Below are 18,324 nucleotides of genomic sequence, written 5' to 3'. Positions count from 1 at the left end.
GACCCCGCCTCCCCCGTGCACGTGCCGCGGCCCCCACCGTCGAGGTGGGGGCCGCGGCACGTGTGCGGGGACCGGCGTCAGTTGAAGCCGGTCAGGCTGTCCCTGTTGGCGCCAGCGCCGCCGGCGTCCCCGCCGGTCGGCTTGCCGCCGGTGTCCCCGCCGTCCTCGCCGTCGGGCGGCGGCGGGGAGCTGGGGTCGGTCGGGGTGGCCGGGCCCGACGGCTTGCCGCTCGGGCTGTTCGTCGGCGGCACGCTCGGGCTCGACGGCGTCTGCGACGGGCTCTTGCTCGGCGAGTCGGACGGCGACGGGCTGGTCGACGGGGTGTCGCTCGGCGTCGGGGTGGGGGTCGGCGGGACGCCGGCACCGAGATCGGTGTCGAGGTCGAACTCCGCGCCGGTGTTGCCGCCCAGCGCCGACTCCGTGTAGTCGGCCCACACCCGGGCCGGGTAGCCGCCGCCGTTGACCCGGCCGCCGCCGCCGGTGCCCTTGAGGGTCACCTGGGTGCCGCCCTTGGGGGACTCACCGAACATGCCGACCGCGGTGACCAGCTTGGGCGTGTAACCGACGAACCACGCCGACTTGTTGTCGTCGGAGGTACCGGTCTTGCCGGCCGCCTCGTACGCGGTGTTCTTCACGGACTGCGAGGCGGTGCCGTCGTTGACCACACCGGTCAGGACCGAGGTGAGGGTGTCGGCGGTGCGGCGGCTGAGGACGCGTTCGCCGATCGGGTCCTTGAGCGGGACCTCGGTCTGGACGCCGTTGACGGGGTGCACCGCCTTCTTGACCAGCGTCGGGGTGACCTTCTCGCCGTGGTTGTCGAGCGTGGCGTAGGCCCCGGCCATCTGGAGCGGGCTGGCGCCCATGGTGCCCAGGGTCATCGCGGGCTTGGCGTCGATCTTGGAGCCGTCCATGCCCAGGCTGACCGCGGTCTTCTTGATCTCCTCCAGGCCGACGTCCGCGCCCATCTGCGCGAAGACCGCGTTGACGGAGTTGTTGGTCGCCGACTGGACGCTGATCTTGCCGTACGGCTGCTCGTCCTCGTTCGGCGGCGCGAAGGGGATGCTGCCGCCGACGACCGGACGGCGGTTACGGCCGTCGTAGACCGTGTTCGGGGTGATCGGCACGCCGTCCTGGGTGACCGCGTTGTTCTCCATCGCCGACGCCAGGATCAGCGGCTTGAAGGTGGAGGCGGGCTGGTAGTCGGAGCGTGTGGCGTTGTTCGTGTAGTGCTTCGGATAGCCCTCGCCGCCGTACATCGCCACGATGTGCCCGGTCTTGGGGTCCACCGAGGTGGCGCCGAGCTGGGCGTCCCCGTCGACCTTGCGCTTCTTGGGGTCGAGGTCGTCGGTGAGCTTGCGCTTGACGGACTTCTCCAGCGCCTGCTGCTTGTTCTTGTCGATGCCGAGGGTGACGGTCCAGCCGCCGGCCTCGAACTCGGTCTCGTCGACGCCCTGGGCGAAGAGTTCCTGCTTGGCCTGCTTGACCAGGTAGCTGGTCTGGCCGCTCACGCCGGGCAGCGGCTTGGGGTCCTGCGGCACGTCGAACTTCTGCTTGGCCCGGTCCGCCGCGGAGAGCCACTTCATCTCGACCATGTTGTCGAGGGTGTACGCCCAGCGCTCCTTGACCCGCTTCTGGCCGGCCTTGGTCGCGCTGGACCAGTCGTACTGGCTCGGTGCCTGGAGCAGCGAGGCGAGGTAGGCGCCCTGCGAGACGGTGAGCTTCTCGACGTCCACGCCGTAGTAGGCCTGGGCGGCGGCCTGGATGCCGTAGGCGCCGCGGCCGTAGTAGCTGGTGTTGATGTAGCCGGCGAGGATGTCTTCCTTCTTGAACTTGTTGTCCACCTTGAGCGAGATGACGATCTCCTGGAGCTTGCGGGAAACCGTCTGCTCCTGGCTCAGGTAGTAGTTCTTGACGTACTGCTGGGTGATCGTCGAGCCACCCTGCTTGCCCTGGCCCCGCAGGGTGTTGAGCACACCGCGCAGGGTGCCCTTCAGGTCGACGCCGGAGTCGTCGTAGAAGGTCTTGTTCTCCGCGGCGACGAAGGTGCGCTGGACGTCCTTGGGTATCCGGTCGATCGGGACGCTCTCGCGGTTGACCTGGCCGACCCGGGCCATGACCTTGCCGTTGGCGTACTTGTAGACGTTGCTCTGGAGCTTGGCGGCGCTGTTGCCCTTGGGAATGTCCACGTACAGGTACAGACCGATGAACCCGAGGATGCCCAGCAGGCACACCCCGAGAAAGGCTCCGAGGAGCTTCTTCCAGGTGAAGAAGCGGCGTATGCCGGACTTCCCGTCGGTCTGCTTGGCACGGCGAGCGCTCCCCTGTCGCGCCCGTCTCGCTTCCGCTCGGCCCATCGCTTCAGCAACTCCAGTCGTTCCGCCCCCAGCTAACTCAGCTGTTGAAGCTAACACCGCATCTGTAAACAAATACTCATCGATCAAGGCTTTTCCCGACGTGACAAACAGCACCCGCCATGACGGAACCATGGAGTGGGTTTTGCTCGTCACCGCCCCCTCACCTGCGGCCTTGCCGCCGTGAATCCCCCGCGGACCACTGGACGGCGCCGCCCGCCGGGCGTTAAAGTGATAACACTTTGCTAGACTGGCGACATCACCAAATGCGGTGGACATCACGCACCGCACCTGGAGAAACGGGGACCACATGACCGACCAGACTCCGGCCGACCGCACCGGCGACACCGGCGGCGACCTCACCGTCGACGCCCCCGAGATGCCCAGACCGCAGGTCCGCGAGGTCCCGGCGCACAGCATCGGGGGCGGACTGGCCCTGCTGCTGACCGTGCTCGGCGTCGCGCTGGGCATCGCCGTGATCGTCGTCGGCGGCATACTCGGCGACGGCGGCAACAAGGCGGCCGCGGTCCCGCTGATCATCGGTGGCGTCGTGCTGCTGCTCACCTCGTTCTTCTGCATGACCGGCGTGAAGATGGTCGCGCCCGGCGAGGCCCGCGTCATCCAGCTCTTCGGCCGCTACGTCGGCACCATCCGCACCGACGGCCTGCGCTGGGTCAACCCGCTCACCAGCGCCCGGAAGATCTCCACCCGGGTCCGCAACCACGAGACCGCCGTACTGAAGGTCAACGACGCCTACGGCAACCCGATCGAGCTGGCCTCGATCGTGGTCTGGCAGGTCGAGGACACCGCCCAGGCGCTCTTCGAGGTCGACGACTTCCTGGAGTTCGTCGCCACCCAGACCGAGGCGGCCGTCCGGCACATCGCGATCGAGTACCCCTATGACGCCCACGACGAGGACGCGCTGTCGCTGCGCGGCAACGCCGAGGAGATCACCGAGAAGCTCGCCCTGGAGCTGACCGCCCGGGTCCAGGCCGCCGGCGTCCGTATCATCGAGTCCCGCTTCAGCCACCTCGCCTACGCCCCCGAGATCGCCTCCGCGATGCTCCAGCGCCAGCAGGCCGGTGCGGTGGTCGCGGCCCGTCAGCAGATCGTCGAGGGCGCGGTCGGCATGGTCGAGCAGGCACTGGCACGGATCAACGAGCAGGGCATCGTCGAGCTGGACGAGGAGCGCAAGGCGGCCATGGTCAGCAACCTGATGGTGGTGCTGTGCGGCGACCGGGCCGCCCAGCCCGTCCTGAACACGGGCTCGCTCTACCAGTGAGCGAGCACCCCGACGCCTCCGGGGAGGCCGGCTCCGGCGACGAGCCGGCCCCCGCGCGACGGCCGCAGCAGCGCAAGCAGGTGCTGCTGCGGCTGGACCCGCTGATCCACGACGCGCTGGCGCGCTGGGCCGGCGACGAGCTGCGCAGCGCCAACGCCCAGATCGAGTTCCTGCTCCGCAAGGCGCTGACCGAGGCGGGACGGCTGCCGAAGGGAGCGGGGGCGCTGCCGCGACGCGGCCGGCCGCCGAAGGAGCCGGGCGACGGCTGAGCGGCCGGGACAGCGGCCGGGGAACGGGCACGGCGGCCGGGGGGAGCCGCTATGCAGTACGCGTATACACCGCCGGTACACCCGCGAGTAGGGTGGTCGGCATGTCAATCGGTCACACGCTGCTGGGCCTTCTCGAGTCCGGTCCCCGCCACGGCTACGACCTCAAGCGGGCCTTCGACGAGCGCTTCGGCCAGGACCGCCCGCTGCACTACGGGCAGGTCTACTCCACGATGTCCCGACTGCTGAAGAACGGCCTGGTCGAGGTGGACGCCGTGGAGGCCGGTGCCGGACCGGAGCGCAAGCGGTATGCGATCACAGACGCCGGGATCACCGACGTCGCCCAGTGGCTGGCCCGCCCCGAGAAGCCCGAGCCGTACCTCCAGTCGACGCTCTACACCAAGGTCGTGCTGGCCCTGATGACCGGCCGGAACGCCGCCGACCTGCTGGACGCCCAGCGCGCCGAGCATCTGCGGCTGATGCGCGGACTGACCGAGCGCAAGCGCACCGGCGACCTCGCCGACCAGCTGATCTGTGACCACGCGCTGTTCCATCTCGAAGCCGATCTGCGCTGGCTGGAGCTGACCGCCGCCCGGCTGGACAGGCTGGCGGAAACGGTCCGCGGGTGACGCCGGAGGGTTCGTCCCCCGGCTCCGCCGGGAGGTGCCCCCTGCTCGCGGCGGAGGGGCTCACCAAGGCCTACGGGGCGACCCCGGCGCTGGACGGGGTGGAGTTCTCCGTGCACGCCGGTGAGGTCGTCGCCGTCATGGGCCCGTCGGGCTCCGGCAAGTCGACGCTGCTGCACTGCCTCGCCGGGATCGTGCGCCCGGACGCCGGCACCGTCCGCTACGGCCCGCACACCCTGACCGCTCTCAGCGACGCCCGGCGCAGCGCCCTGCGCCGTACCGACTTCGGCTTCGTCTTCCAATTCGGCCAGCTCGTACCGGAGTTGACCGCGGTGGAGAACGTGGCGCTGCCGCTGCGGCTGAACGGCACCAGGCGCAAGGAGGCCGAGCGGCGGGCCCGCGAGTGGCTGGAGCGGCTGGAGGTCGAGTCCGTGCACGACCGGCGGCCCGGAGAGATATCCGGCGGCCAGGGGCAGCGGATCGCGGTCGCCCGTGCCCTGGCCACCGGGCCGCGGGTGCTCTTCGCGGACGAGCCCACCGGCGCCCTGGACTCCCTCAACGGCGAACGCGTCCTGACCCTGCTGACCGACGCCGCCCGGGAGAGCGACGCCGCGGTGGTCCTGGTCACCCACGAGGCCCGGGTCGCCGCCTACTCCGACCGGGAGGTCGTCGTCCGCGACGGCCGAGTGAAGGACCTGACGGCGGGCCTGCGATGAGCACGCCGCGCCTGCGGGCCGGCCTCGCGGCCTGGGCCCGGGACCTCGCGATGGGGATGCGGTTCGCGGCCGGCGGCGGCCGCGAGGGCCGGCTGCGGACGGCGCTGACGGCCGCCGGTGTCGCCCTGGGCGTGGCCGTCCTGCTGCTCGGTGCGTCCGTGCCGACCCTGATGGACGCCTGGCAGGGCCGGGAGAAGGCCCGCGAGAACCTGGGCCGGACCCATGAGCCCCCGCCCGCCGACAACACCCTGCGCTACGCCTCGGCCGACACCGTCTTCCGCGGCGCCCAGATCCGCGGCCGCCTGGTGCGCCCGGACGGCGCGCATCCACCGGTCCCGCCCGGCGTCCGCCAACTCCCCGGTCCCGGCCGGATGCTGGTCTCCCCCGCGCTCAGGGACCTGCTGGCGTCCCCCGAGGGCGCGCTGCTGCGCGAGCGGCTGGACTACCGGGTGGCGGGCGTCATCGGCGACGAGGGTCTGCGCGGCCCGCGGGAACTCACCTATCTCGCCCGGCGCGCCGCCCCGTCCCTGGCCAACGGCTCCCGCATCGACCACTTCGGCGAGAACTGGCACGGACCGCCGGTGCAGGCGCCCGCCGTGGTCCTGGTGACCATGACCTGTGTGGCGCTGCTGACGCCGGTGATGGTCTTCATCGGCACCTCCGTACGGTTCGGCAACGAGCGCCGGGAGCGCCGGCTGGCCGCGCTCCGGCTGGTCGGCGCCGATGTCCGCACGACCCGCCGGATCGCCTCGGGAGAGGCGCTGTTCGGCTCGCTGCTGGGGCTGGTGGCGGGCGCCGCGCTGTTCCTGGGCGCCCGGCAGCTGGCCCCGCTGATCACGCTGTGGGACGTCAACGTCTTCCCCTCGGACGTGACCCCCGGCCCGCTCGCCACGGCGCTGATCGCGCTGCTGGTCCCGGCGGCGGCGGTGGCCGTGACGCTGTTCGCGCAGCGCGGGGTCACCGTCGAGCCGCTGGGCGTCGTCCGCTCCCGTCCGCCGGTCCGCCGCCGTCTGTGGTGGCGGGTGGCCCTGCCCGCCGCGGGCGCCGCGCTGCTGGTGCCGCTGGTCCGGGAGTACCCGTGGCGGGACACCCCGCTCCACACCGTCCGGCTCGCGGCCGGTGCGATGCTGCTGCTGTTCGGGGTCACCGCGCTGCTGCCCTGGCTGGTCGACGCGGTGGTCGGCCGGCTGCGCGGCGGCCCGGTCCCCTGGCAACTCGCCGTACGCCGCCTCCAGTTGAACAGCGGCCCGGCCACCCGCGCGGTCAGCGGCATCACCGTCGCGGTGGCCGGCGCCATCGCGGTCCACATGCTGCTGACCGGGATGCAGACCGGTTTCGCCCAGGCGTACGCCGAGTCCGGCAAGGTGCCGCGGCTCGGCCTGTGGGGCGACGTCCGGGACTGGCCGCAGGTCCAGCGGGCGCTGACCGCGCTGCGCGCCACCCCTGGGGTGACCGCGGTCCGCGGCACGGTCGACGCGAACATCGGCCCGTTGCCCGCCGCCGGGCGCTCCCGCTCCGCCGGGCACGACGAGCCCGCCGGCCCCTCCGCGACGATCGCCGTCGGCAGCTGCGCCGAGCTGCGCGCCCTGGCCCGGCTGGACTCCTGCCGGGACGGCGAGGTGTTCCTCACCGGCCTCCGGGGCCGGACCCTCGCCCTGGCGCCCGGCACGACCGTCGACCTCAACCCCCCGTTCACCAGGTACGACCCGGTGCGGCCGCACCCCTGGACGATCCCCACGGCGGCCCGCGACGCCCGGCTGCGCCACCCCGGACGCGCCCCCGACCACATCCGCTACGACCTGCTGGCCACCCCCGCCGCGGTCGACCTCGGCCGCTTCCGGTCCGCCACCGCGGAACTCAAGGTCCGCTTCGACCGCTCCACCCCGGACGCGGTGGAGCACATCCGCAACACCGCGGCCCGTATCGACCCGACGATGAACGAGGCGTCCGTGGTCGACAACCCGCATGACGCGCAGTACTCCAGCGTCCGCGACGGCCTGTTCGCCGGCGCGGTGATCACCCTGCTGCTGATCGGCTCGGGCCTGGTCATCTCCACCGTCGAGCAGTTCCACGAGCGCCGCCGGGCGCTGTCCACCCTCGACGCCCACGGCACCCGCCGCACCACCCTGGGCTGGTCGGTGCTGTGGCAGACCGCCATCCCGGTCGTGCTCGGCCTGGGCCTGGCGCTGGGCTGCGGGCCGGCGCTGGGCGCCCTGCTGCTGACGATGACCGGCAGTCCGGTGACGGTGGACGTCCCGGTGGTGGCGGGGATGACCGCCATCGGCGGCGGCATGATCCTGTTCGTGACGGCGCTGAGCCTGCCGCCGCTGTGGCGGCTGATGCGCCCGGATGGCCTGCGTACGGAGTGAATCTGCGAGATCATTCCTGCGCAGCAGTGCACACCAACTGCCCAAGGGGGGCCCTCCAATGCGCCGACTCGTCTATTGCATCGCTTCCACTCTCGACGGCTTCATCGCGGGCCCCGACGGCGCCGACCCCACCGGTCCGGACGGCTTCTGGCCGATCGCCGACGACTACCTCAAGCACCTGACCGCCGAGCTCCCGGAAGTCCTGCCGGTGCAGGCCCGGTCGGCGCTGGGCATCACCGACGAGGGCGCCCGCTTCGACACCGTCCTGGAGGGCCGCCGCACCTACGAGATCGGCCTCCGGGCCGGCCTCACCGACGCCTATCCCCACCTGCGGCACCTGGTCTTCTCCCGGACCATGGAGGAGAGCCCGGACCCGGCGGTGGAGCTGGTGGCCACCGACCCGGTGGCGAAGGTACGCGAGCTGAAGCAGGCGGACGGCAAGGACATCTGGCTGCTCGGCGGCAGCGAACTCGCCGGTGTGCTCTACCCGGAGATCGACCAGCTGATCGTCAAGCTGAGCCCCCTCACCCTGGGCACCGGCATCCCGCTCTTCTCCCGGGACACCGCCTTCGACCCCCGCACCTGGGAGTTGACCGAACACACCGTCCTCCAGAGCGGCGCGGCCTTTCTGACGTACACCCGGGGCGCGGGGGAGCTTTCCACCGGGTGATCCACGAACGGGGTCAACACCTTCGGACGGGACGCGTGCGGGCGCCCGGCCCACGCTGATGTCCTCGGCACCGGGCAACAGGAGGCGTGCCCGCCCCTGACCCTCACCCCGTCACGATCCGCACCGGCAGCCCCCGCAACGCGCCCCGCAGCGCCGTGGCGAACTCCTCGAACTCCTGCTGGCGGGCGGCGCCCGTGCGCATGGCCAGGGCGATTCTGCGCGAGGGGGCCGGATCGGCGAAGTAGCCGGTGGTGAGCTGGTCGTTGCGGGCGGTCTCGACCCGGAGCGCGGTGCGCGGCAGGAGGGTCACGCCGAGTCCGCCGGCCACCAGCTGCACCAGGGTGGACAGGCCCGCCGCGCTGGTCGTCACGGGGGTGTTCTCGTCCCGTCCGGCCTCCCGGCAGATGTCCAGGGCCTGGTCCCGCAGGCAGTGGCCCTCGTCGAGCAGCAGCAGATCCAGTTCCTGGAGGGCCTGGCGCGGGATGTCCCCGCGGCCGCCGAGCCAGTGCTCCTTGGGGGCGACCAGGACGAAGTCCTCGTCGAAGAGCGGGAGTTCGGCGATCTGGGGGACGCCGAGGGGCACCGCGAGCAGCAGCAGGTCGAGGCGCCCGTGGGCCAGGCCGTCCAGGAGGGAGGCGGTCTGCTCCTCGTGCACCTGGAGGTCCAGGTCGGGGTAGGTGTCGTGGACCAGCCGCAGCACGGCCGGCAGCAGATACGGGGCGACGGTCGGGATGACGCCGAGCCGCAGGACGCCCGTGAAGGGCGCGCGGGCCGCCTCCGCCTCCTCCATCAGATCCCCGACGGCCTCCAGGACCACACGGGCCCGGGCCGCCACCCGCTCCCCCGCGGGCGACAGCAGCACCTTGCGCGTCGTACGCTCCAGCAGCTGCACCCCGAGGGTCTCCTCCAGCGCGGAGACCGCCCCGGACAGCGCGGGCTGGCTCATCCCGATCTCGGCCGCCGCCTCGCGGAAATGCAGATGCTCGGCCACTGCCGCGAACGCCCGCAGCTGGGCCAGGCTGGGCTGGCGGGGACGGCCTCCCAGGCTTGCCGGTGACACCACTGATAACCACCTCCGATCAACATCAACCAGTCTAGCTATTTCCCTGATCAATGCCTGCTGTGCCACTGTGTAACCCGTCCAAGCCTCAAGGAAAGTCCTCAAAAGGGACTTTCTGCGCAACAAGGAGAGTACGTGCTCACTGTCGGTGACAAGTTCCCCGAGTTCGACCTGACCGCCTGCGTTTCGCTGGAGCAGGGCCAGGAGTTCGAGCAGATCAACCACAAGACCTACGAGGGCAAGTGGAAGATCGTCTTCGCGTGGCCCAAGGACTTCACCTTCGTGTGCCCGACCGAGATCGCCGCCTTCGGCAAGCTGAACGACGAGTTCGCCGACCGTGACGCCCAGGTCCTCGGCTTCTCCGGCGACTCCGAGTTCGTGCACCACGCCTGGCGCAAGGACCACCCGGACCTGACCGACCTGCCCTTCCCCATGCTCGCCGACTCGAAGCACGAGCTCATGCGCGACCTGGGCATCGAGGGCGAGGACGGCTTCGCGCAGCGCGCCGTCTTCATCGTCGACCAGAACAACGAGATCCAGTTCACCATGGTGACCGCCGGCTCCGTCGGCCGTAACCCCAAGGAGGTCCTGCGGGTCCTCGACGCCCTGCAGACCGACGAGCTGTGCCCCTGCAACTGGTCCAAGGGCGACGACACCCTCGACCCGGTCGCGCTTCTCTCGGGCGAGTGAACCGCAGCTAGCGAACTGGAGGCAGATCTGACATGGCTCTCGACGAACTGAAGTCCGCGGTCCCGGACTACGCCAAGGACCTCAAGCTGAACCTCGGCTCGGTCATCGGCAACAGTGACCTGCCGCAGCAGCAGCTGTGGGGCACCGTGCTGGCCTGCGCGATCGCCTCGCGCTCGCCGAAGGTGCTGCGCGAGCTGGAGCCGGAGGCGAAGGCGAACCTCTCCGCCGAGGCGTACTCCGCCGCCAAGTCGGCCGCGGCCATCATGGCGATGAACAATGTCTTCTACCGGACCCGGCACCTGCTGTCGGACCCGGAGTACGGCAACCTGCGCGCCGGTCTGCGGATGAACGTCATCGGCAACCCGGGCGTGGACAAGGTCGACTTCGAGCTGTGGTCGCTGGCCGTCTCGGCCATCAACGGCTGCGGTATGTGCCTGGACTCGCACGAGCAGGTGCTCCGCAAGGCCGGTGTGGACCGCGAGACGATCCAGGAGGCCGTCAAGATCGCGTCCGTCCTGCAGGCCGTCGGCGCCACCCTCGACGCCGAGGCCGCGCTCGCCGAGTAGTTCCGGCAGCGCGGACACCCGCAGAGCAGAACCCCCGCAGACCTCGGGTCTGCGGGGGTTCCGTGCGTCCGGTGCGCGGTGGCGCTACTCCGGGGGCTCGCCGGCAGGGCGCGGCGTGGGGGGCGGGGTCGGTGCCACGGAGAGCGCGGTGGCGCCGCGCGGGGCCACCGACATCCGCAGCGCCTGTTCCGTGGAGTAGGAACGGAGGTAGCCGACCACCGTGTTGGTGACCGCCACCAGCGGGACGGCGACGACCGCGCCGCCGATGCCCGCGATCAGTCCGCCCGCGGCCACCGAGAGGATCACCGCCAGCGGATGCACCCGGACCGCCCGGCCCAGGATGAACGGCTGGAGGACGTGGCCCTCGATCTGCTGGACGGCCAGCACCACCGCCAGCACCATCAGGGCGGTGAACACCCCGTTGGCGACCAGCGCGATGACACAGGCCAGCGCGCCCGAGACCACCGCGCCGACCAGCGGGATGAACGCGAACAGGAAGATGAAGACGGCGAGCGGGACGGCCAGCGGCACATTGAGGAAGTAGAGCCCGATGCCGATGAAGATGGCGTCGATCAGGGCGACGACGACCGTGCCGCGCACATAGGCGGTCAGCGTGCGCCAGGCCCGCGGCCCGGCACCGGCCACGCCCTCCCGTGCCGCGCTCGGGACCAGCTTGAGCAGCCAGTTCCAGATCCGCCGGCCGTCGTAGAGCAGGAAGAGCGTGGTGAACATCGCGAGCAGGATGCCGGTGAGCACCTCCAGGACGACGGTGACGCCCTCCAGACCGGCCGAGGTGATCGCCTCGGTGTTGGCGCCGACCGCGTCCTGCAGGTTCTTCGCGATGTGGTTGATCTGACTCTCGGTCACATGGAACGGGCTCTTCAGCAGCCAGCCCTTGAGCTCGGTGATGCCCTCCTGGATGCGGCTGGAGACCGAGTCGATGTTGTCCTGGACCTGCCACACCACGAACCAGCCGACCAGGCCCATGATCACGAACCCGCTGATGAAGGTCAGCGCGGTGGCCGGCCCGCGCGGCAGTCCCCGCGCGCGCAGCCAGCCCACGCTGGGCTGGAGCAGCGCGGTGATCAGCGTCGCCGCGACGAAGGCCAGCACGACCAGTTCGATGGTGGTGATGACACGGGCCAGCACCCAGAGAGTGGCGGCCAAGACCAGCAGCCGCCAGCCCGCCTCGGCGGCGACCCGTACGCCCCACGGCACCGCGTCCACCGGGTCGGGGCGGGCCGCGACGGCCGGCGCGTACGACGGCGGCGCGGGAACGGACTCCGGCGGGCGGCCCGCGGCGGCCGCGGGCTCCTGCTCGGTCCCGGGCCCCGGCACCCCGTCCCCGGCGGTGGGCAACTGCGTACGGGGCACGGTGAGCGTGCCCACCGGGCTGTCGGCCACCGGGCCGCCGGCTGCGGAGCGCTCGACCGCGGGGGCGTCCGCGTGCCCGGCACGCCTCAGCTCATCCGTGTCGTCGGCGACCGCCGCGGCTTCCGCACGGCGGCGTTGGTCCTCCAGCCGCTGCGAGAGCCGTGTCAGACCGGCACCGAGGCCACCGACCCACTGAGGCAATCTGGACATGTCCTTCCTCTTCCCCTCCCACGCGCCACCACTGACGGCACGACGTTACCTGGGCGGCACGCGCGAAACCCCCGACGCGGGCGCGTTCGGGGGTTTCGGAAGTGCTGTGGTGCGGCGTACGGCCTAGTACCAGCTGTTCGCCTGCCAGAACGACCAGGCACCGCAGGGGCTGCCGTAGCGGTCGTTCATGTAGTTCAGGCCCCACTTGATCTGGGTGGCCGGGTTCGTCTGCCAGTCGGCACCGGCCGAGGACATCTTGGACCCGGGCAGCGCCTGCACGAGCCCGTAGGCGCCCGAGCTGGCGTTGGTGGCCTTGTAGTTCCAGCCGGACTCGTGGTCCACGATGTTGCTGAAGCACTGGAACTGGTCGCCCGCCATCATCTGGCGCGCGATGGCCTGCGTGTCGGCGACGGAGTACGAGCCCTTGCCGAGGAGGTCGCCGAGGTCGCCACGCGAGGAGGACCGGGTCGCGGCCTGTTCCTTCTTCTCGCGCGCCTCGGCTTCCTTCTTTGCCTTGGCCTCGTCCGCGGCGTCCTTCTTGTTCTGCGCGGTCTCAGCTGCGGCCTTGCGGGCCGACTCCTGCGCAGACTTGAGGGCTGCCGCATCCGCCTGGGTGGACTGGTCGTCCGCCTGCTGCGTCAGGGAAGCCGTCTGCACCTGGGCCTGTGCGCCCGCGGGGATGTCGGCGATCGTCGCGTCGGCAGCGGTGGCCTCGGTGTTGTTGACCGAGGCGGGCTCGTTGCCTGCAGCGACGCCGACTACGGCGCCGACGGTGGTGACCGCGGTGGCGGATGCCACGGCGAATCCCCGGACCGAGATCCGGCTCACGCGTTTTCCTTCCAGCATCGCCCGCATAGGTGACCTCGCGGACGCAATCGTGCCCCTGGCGCTGGTCTCCCCTTGTTCCGGGCCCGGTTGAGCGGGTGGGTCCGGCTGGTCACGGGAGGCACTGGCCCGGTACGTCCCCCTCGGGGTCCGCGTGGTGCTCGGGCGGCATACGGCTGTTCGCTATGAAGTTCGAGTTCGTTCCACACCGCTGGGGGTGTTGATGCTGCCGTATGCGGGGCCTGACAGGACCCAGACTCTGCCCGAACGAGATGCCGCGAGGCAATTCCCCGCTGGGTGTGAAAGCTCACACCTCGTTTACGCCTCATGATTTTCGGATATCCACGCGCAGCACAACGCCGCCCGGCTAAGCTCCTTCGCTTCGCCGGGCGGCGCCGTCTTCACAGCCGGTCAGATCCGGCCTTCCTCCAGCATTTCGGTCACCAGCGCGGCGATCGGCGAGCGCTCCGAGCGGTTCAGCGTGACGTGGGCGAACAGCGGATGCCCCTTCAGCTTCTCGACGACCGCGACCACGCCGTCGTACCGCCCGACCCGGAGGTTGTCGCGCTGCGCGACGTCATGGGTCAGCACCACCCGTGAGTTGGCCCCGATACGGGACAGAACCGTCAAAAGGACGTTCCGTTCCAGCGACTGGGCCTCGTCCACGATGACGAACGCGTCGTGCAGCGACCGCCCGCGGATATGGGTCAGCGGCAGGACCTCCAACATGCCGCGCCCCACCACCTCTTCGATGACGTCCTTGGTGGTCACCGCGGACAGCGTGTCGAAGACGGCCTGCGCCCAGGGGCTCATCTTCTCCGCCTCGCTGCCCGGCAGATAGCCCAGTTCCTGGCCACCGACGGCGTACAGCGGGCGGAACACCATCACCTTGCGGTGCTGCCGGCGCTCCAGCACGGCCTCCAGACCCGCGCACAGCGCCAGCGCCGACTTGCCCGTACCGGCCCGCCCGCCCATGGAGACGATGCCGACGTCCGGGTCGAGCAGCAGATCCAGTGCGATCCGCTGCTCGGCGCTGCGGCCGTGGATGCCGAAGGCCTCCCGGTCGCCCCGCACCAGCCGGATCGCTCCGTCCGCGGTGACCCGGCCGAGCGCCTTGCCGCGCTCGGACTGCAGCACAAGTCCGGTATGTACCGGAAGTTCGGAGACTTCCGGTACATGGGCGGTCTCGGCGGCGAAGAGATCGTCGACCTGCTCGGCGGAGATGGTCAGCTCGGCCATCCCCGTCCAGCCGGAGTCGGTGATCGCCAGCTCGGCGCGGTACTCCTCGGCCAGCAGCCCGACCGAGGACGCCTTGATGCGCAGCGGCAGGTCCTTGGAGACGACGGTGACGTCGTACCCCTCGGCCTGCAGGTTGCGCGCCACGGCGAGAATCCGCGAGTCGTTGTCGCCGAGCCGGAAGCCCGCGGGCAGGATGCCGGGGTCGGAGTGGTTCAGCTCGACCCGGAGTGTCCCGCCGAGATCCCCGATGGGGATGGGCGAGTCCAGCCGCCCGAACTGCACCCGGTACTCGTCCAGCAGGCGCAGCGCCTGCCGTGCGAAGTAGCCGAGCTCGGGGTGGTGCCGCTTGGCCTCCAGTTCGGTGACCACCACGACCGGCAGCACGACCTCGTGCTCGTCGAAGCGGGCCATGGCGCCTGGGTCTGCCAGCAGGACACTGGTGTCGAGGACATAAGTGCGCCGGTCGTTCTCACGGCGCTGCTTGATGTTCACCACGGGTGGACGAACCCCCTCGGATGAGGTTGGGGTGCGACGGCGTCGCGGGGCGGTGTGCTCCCGGGACCGCTCTCCCAGCTGCTGCTGGGCGGCGTCCCCGGGACCCCCGGCCATCTCATGACCGGACCGGGCTCGGGCCGCATTGCGCGGGCCGGGCGCCGGCCCTCCGCGTCGACCGTGCGATGCGCACGGCTCTCCGTGATGTGCAAAGGGCCTCCCGGGCGGACGACCCCATGTCGTCCGCTGAGATACGGCGTCTGATGGCTTGTTCCTGACGCCGACCTGGAAGGGATATTCCCTCGAACCCCCGTCGCCATGCCACGGCATATGACGCACGGACGATGAACCTTGGGTGACACACGAGCACCGAGCGACTGCGGCGATCGGGTGAGTCCACAGAGGAGGACGCGTCAGAAAAGGCCCCGCCGACGGGTCGTGGAGTCGGCAGGGCCTGGTGACGCCCCGTGACACCGGTGGAGGTCAGGGGGCGTCAGATGACGCAAGGGGCGTATGGGGTGTCACACGCCTGAGGGGGTGGGTGCGGCCCGAAGGGCTCGGCCGGAGGGCTCGGACCCAGGGCGTGTCCGCCCTAGAAGCCGTAGCGCCGGTGGCGGGCGGCGTAGTCGCGCAGGGCGCGCAGGAAGTCGACCTTCCGGAACGCCGGCCAGAAGACCTCGCAGAAGTAGTACTCCGAATGGGCGCTCTGCCACAGCATGAAGCCCGACAGCCGCTGCTCCCCGCTCGTACGGATCACCAGGTCCGGGTCGGGCTGGCCGCGGGTGTAGAGGTGTTCGGAGATCAGGTCGATGTCGACGACCTCGGCCAGCTCCTCGAAGGAGGTGCCGCGCTCGGCGTGGTCCAGCAGCAGCGAGCGCACCGCGTCGGCGATCTCCTGCCGGCCGCCGTAGCCGATCGCGACGTTCACCAGAACGCCGCGGTTGTCGCGGGTGACCTGCTCGGAATCCTTGAGCACCTGCTGGGTGGCGCTGGGCAGCAGATCACGGTTGCCGACGTGGTGGACCCGCCAGCGGCCGTCAGCGGCCAGGCCCCGGACGGTGTTCTCGATGATGCCCAGCAGCGGCTTCAGCTCGGCCTCGGGCCGGTCGAGGTTGTCGGTCGACAGCAGCCACAGCGTGACCACCTCGACATCGGTCTCCTCGCACCAGCCGAGCAGCTCGCTGATCTTGTCCGCACCGGCCTGGTGGCCCTGCTCGGTCGTCCGGCCGTCGGCCCGCGCCCAGCGCCGGTTGCCGTCCAGGATGACGCCGATGTGCTTGGGCACCTGGGTGTGATCCAGGCGACCCTCCACCCTGCGCGCGTACAGCCGGTAGACCAGATTGCGCAGTGCAGGCGGATAAGGGATGCGCATCCCGGAAGATCGCAGCATGTGTGGTCCAGCCCCTCCGTGCCAATGGCGGTCGCCCCGTCGCCTCAAGTGGGCAACTTTACTTCTCGGCTGTCTCGACAGCCCAATCAGGTAGGTCACAGGTACGTGATAGGGAGATGAGCATGACTGGCACCGACTACCGTGCGGCGGATTCCCGCTACGACTCGATGAAGTACCGGCGAACGGGTCGCAGCGGACTCAAACTCCCCGCTATCTCCCTTGGACTCTGGCACAACTTCGGGGACGACCGCACCCTGAGCTCCCAGCGCGCCATCCTGCGCCGCGCCTTCGACCTGGGTGTCACCCACTTCGATCTGGCCAACAACTACGGTCCGCCACCCGGGTCCGCCGAGCTGAACTTCGGAAAGATCTTTGCACAGGACTTCCGCGGCTACCGCGACGAGATGATTCTGTCGACGAAGGCCGGATATCTGATGCACCCCGGCCCCTACGGCGAATGGGGTTCGCGGAAATATCTCCTCTCGTCGCTGGATGCCTCACTGAGGCGGATGGGCGTCGATTACGTCGATATCTTCTACTCGCACCGCTTCGATCCGGACACCCCGCTGGAGGAGACGATGGGCGCGCTGGCGTCCGCCGTCCAGCAGGGCAAGGCCCTGTACGCCGGTGTCTCCTCGTACAGCGCCGAGCAGACCCGGGACGCGGCCGGCATCCTGCGCGCGATGGGCGTACCGGCGCTGATCCACCAGCCCTCGTACTCGATGATCAACCGCTGGACCGAGGACGATCTGCTGCTGGACACCCTGGAGGCGGAGGGCATGGGCTGCATCTCCTTCGCGCCACTGGCCCAGGGCATGCTCACGGACAAGTACCTGCACGGCATCCCCGAGGGCTCGCGTGCCGCCCAGGGCAAGTCGCTGGACCCGGGTCTGCTGTCCGACGAGGTCGTCCGCCGCCTCCGGGGCCTCAACGAGATCGCCGCCCGCCGTGGCCAGTCGCTGGCCCAGCTCGCGCTGCGCTGGGTGCTGCGCGACGACCGGATGACCTCGGCCCTGATCGGCGCCAGCAGCGTCACCCAGCTGGAGGCCAATATCGCCGCGCTCGACGCCCCGGAGATCACGGAGGCCGAGCTGGCCGAGATCGACGAGTTCGCCAGGACCACGGACGGGGTGAACATCTGGGCGCGCCGGTAGGCGCCCGGCGGGAGAAGCCCCCGTGTCCTGCCCCGCCGGTGCGGGCACAAAAAAGCGGGCCGGTCCGTGGGGGGATACGGACCGGCCCGAGGGGGGGTTTCCACCATAACCCCGTGGGTGGGGTGCTGCGTGCACCGGCGCGCTCCGCGGCGTGGCTCGGGTGGGGCGGGGCGCTCCGGGAGGCCGCCGGCCCGGTGGGTCAGGCCGTCGCTGCGGCGCCCAGGAGCAGCCCGCAGAACGCCCCGATGATCATGAAGGGGCCCAGCGGCATGACCGTTTTCCGGGCGCCGGGCCGGATCAGCAGCAGCACCGCGGCGTAGAGCCCGCCGAGCAGCACGCCCGCCGCGCCGCCCACCACGAGGGTCTGCCGGCCGTACCACCCCAGGGCGATCCCCAGGCCGACCGCGAGCTTGACGTCGCCCAGCCCGATGCCGCGCGGGTTCACGAGGTAGAGGACGAGGTAGCACGCGCCGAGGAGGAGGCCGCCCAGCAGGGCCCGCCAGAAGGGCCAGGTCTCCCCCGTGAGCCGGCCGCCGAGCCCCAGCAGCGCCGCGCCCGCCACGGCGAGCGGCAGCGTCAGCACGTCCGGGAGGCGCCGCACCCGCCAGTCGACGGCGGCCAGCAGCACCGCGACCGGCGCCATCACCAGCCAGGCGGCCAGTTCCGGCCGGGGCCCGGTGGCCGCCGCCAGGGCCGCGCAGACCAGCGCGGTGCCCGCCGCCACCGGCAGCGGGCCCGGCCCGTACGGCCCGCAGTCCGGGCAGCGCCCGCGCCCCAGCCAGCCCCGGGCCGGTCCGGTGATCGCATGTCCCCCGGGGCAGACCGCGCGCCACTCCTCCTCGGGCTCGACGGTCATCCGGTGGACGGGCCGCGGGATGAGCAGCCCGGCCGCGGCCCCGTAGACGGCGGCGAGAACCATCAGCATCACTGACACGGGTCGACCCTAGGGCCTGTCGTCAAACTCCCGTCGTTCGCCCGAAGGGCGGCCCCGCGGCGTCTGGTGCGTGCGATCGCAAGGCGGAGGGTCGCCCCGATACTGGGTGT

16 protein-coding genes are annotated in these 18,324 nt (G+C 70.9%); 9 read left to right on the top strand and 7 right to left on the bottom strand.

Annotated elements, in window-relative coordinates:
• Window positions 1-77 precede the first annotated feature (77 nt).
• Window positions 78-2,354, bottom strand: a complete 2,277-nt coding sequence (locus ACWC9R_RS30635) for a transglycosylase domain-containing protein (protein ID WP_450736369.1) — start codon at window positions 2,352-2,354, stop codon at window positions 78-80.
• A gap of 307 nt (window positions 2,355-2,661) precedes the next feature.
• On the opposite strand from ACWC9R_RS30635, the gene ACWC9R_RS30630 reads away from it, so the two are divergent.
• The 6 genes from ACWC9R_RS30630 (at window position 2,662) to ACWC9R_RS30605 (ending at window position 8,280) form a co-directional block, all read left to right on the top strand.
• Complete coding sequence (locus ACWC9R_RS30630) at window positions 2,662-3,633, top strand: SPFH domain-containing protein (RefSeq protein WP_450736368.1); 972 nt, start codon at window positions 2,662-2,664, stop codon at window positions 3,631-3,633.
• Window positions 3,630-3,902 (top strand): hypothetical protein, encoded by a 273-nt coding sequence (locus ACWC9R_RS30625; protein ID WP_450736366.1) that lies wholly within the window; start codon window positions 3,630-3,632, stop codon window positions 3,900-3,902. Before ACWC9R_RS30630 ends, ACWC9R_RS30625 begins: the two co-directional genes overlap by 4 nt.
• Window positions 3,903-4,003: 101 nt before the next feature.
• Window positions 4,004-4,528: a PadR family transcriptional regulator gene (locus tag ACWC9R_RS30620; RefSeq protein WP_450736364.1), complete on the top strand. Its 525-nt coding sequence runs from the start codon at window positions 4,004-4,006 to the stop codon at window positions 4,526-4,528.
• Complete coding sequence (locus ACWC9R_RS30615; RefSeq protein ID WP_450736363.1) at window positions 4,525-5,241, top strand: ABC transporter ATP-binding protein; 717 nt, start codon at window positions 4,525-4,527, stop codon at window positions 5,239-5,241. Before ACWC9R_RS30620 ends, ACWC9R_RS30615 begins: the two co-directional genes overlap by 4 nt.
• Complete coding sequence (locus ACWC9R_RS30610; RefSeq protein ID WP_450736361.1) at window positions 5,238-7,610, top strand: FtsX-like permease family protein; 2,373 nt, start codon at window positions 5,238-5,240, stop codon at window positions 7,608-7,610. Before ACWC9R_RS30615 ends, ACWC9R_RS30610 begins: the two co-directional genes overlap by 4 nt.
• Before the next feature lie 58 nt (window positions 7,611-7,668).
• Complete coding sequence (locus ACWC9R_RS30605) at window positions 7,669-8,280, top strand: dihydrofolate reductase family protein (RefSeq protein ID WP_450736359.1); 612 nt, start codon at window positions 7,669-7,671, stop codon at window positions 8,278-8,280.
• A gap of 103 nt (window positions 8,281-8,383) precedes the next feature.
• Here the strand turns inward: ACWC9R_RS30605 and ACWC9R_RS30600 are convergent, their stop codons facing one another.
• Entirely contained in the window at window positions 8,384-9,343 is a 960-nt protein-coding gene (locus ACWC9R_RS30600; RefSeq protein WP_450736357.1) for a LysR substrate-binding domain-containing protein, read from the bottom strand.
• A gap of 132 nt (window positions 9,344-9,475) precedes the next feature.
• Here ACWC9R_RS30600 and ACWC9R_RS30595 point away from each other — a divergent pair, with 132 nt between their 5' ends.
• Together ACWC9R_RS30595 and ACWC9R_RS30590 are read left to right on the top strand one after the other, a co-directional pair.
• On the top strand, window positions 9,476-10,030 hold the full coding sequence (locus ACWC9R_RS30595; protein WP_362613446.1) for a peroxiredoxin: 555 nt from the start codon (window positions 9,476-9,478) through the stop codon (window positions 10,028-10,030).
• Window positions 10,031-10,062: 32 nt separating this feature from the next.
• The gene (locus tag ACWC9R_RS30590; protein WP_018089322.1) at window positions 10,063-10,596 is read left to right on the top strand and encodes an alkyl hydroperoxide reductase; all 534 of its coding nucleotides are present in this window, start codon (window positions 10,063-10,065) and stop codon (window positions 10,594-10,596) included.
• An 84-nt stretch (window positions 10,597-10,680) separates the two neighbouring features.
• Here ACWC9R_RS30590 and ACWC9R_RS30585 read toward each other — a convergent pair whose 3' ends face one another.
• The 4 genes from ACWC9R_RS30585 to ACWC9R_RS30570 form a co-directional block, all read right to left on the bottom strand.
• Window positions 10,681-12,180: an AI-2E family transporter gene (locus ACWC9R_RS30585; RefSeq protein WP_450736355.1), complete on the bottom strand. Its 1,500-nt coding sequence runs from the start codon at window positions 12,178-12,180 to the stop codon at window positions 10,681-10,683.
• 123 nt (window positions 12,181-12,303) lie between these two features.
• Window positions 12,304-13,008 (bottom strand): aggregation-promoting factor C-terminal-like domain-containing protein, encoded by a 705-nt coding sequence (locus tag ACWC9R_RS30580; RefSeq protein ID WP_450736354.1) that lies wholly within the window; start codon window positions 13,006-13,008, stop codon window positions 12,304-12,306.
• 408 nt (window positions 13,009-13,416) lie between these two features.
• The gene (locus tag ACWC9R_RS30575; RefSeq protein WP_450736352.1) at window positions 13,417-14,739 is read right to left on the bottom strand and encodes a PhoH family protein; all 1,323 of its coding nucleotides are present in this window, start codon (window positions 14,737-14,739) and stop codon (window positions 13,417-13,419) included.
• A gap of 589 nt (window positions 14,740-15,328) precedes the next feature.
• Window positions 15,329-16,108 (bottom strand): isoprenyl transferase, encoded by a 780-nt coding sequence (locus ACWC9R_RS30570; protein WP_450736395.1) that lies wholly within the window; start codon window positions 16,106-16,108, stop codon window positions 15,329-15,331.
• Between the two features lie 140 nt (window positions 16,109-16,248).
• Between ACWC9R_RS30570 and mgrA the strand changes: the two genes are divergently transcribed.
• Window positions 16,249-17,280, top strand: a complete 1,032-nt coding sequence (gene mgrA, locus ACWC9R_RS30565) for an L-glyceraldehyde 3-phosphate reductase (RefSeq protein WP_450736351.1) — start codon at window positions 16,249-16,251, stop codon at window positions 17,278-17,280.
• A gap of 199 nt (window positions 17,281-17,479) precedes the next feature.
• Here mgrA and ACWC9R_RS30560 read toward each other — a convergent pair whose 3' ends face one another.
• Window positions 17,480-18,214: a prepilin peptidase gene (locus ACWC9R_RS30560; RefSeq protein WP_450736350.1), complete on the bottom strand. Its 735-nt coding sequence runs from the start codon at window positions 18,212-18,214 to the stop codon at window positions 17,480-17,482.
• Between the last annotated feature and the right edge of the window lie 110 nt (window positions 18,215-18,324).

The sequence above is a fragment of the Streptomyces sp. NPDC001219 genome (genome assembly GCF_053597915.1).
The sequence above is the reverse complement of the archived record's forward strand: the minus strand, read 5'-3'. Positions and strand labels throughout refer to the sequence as shown.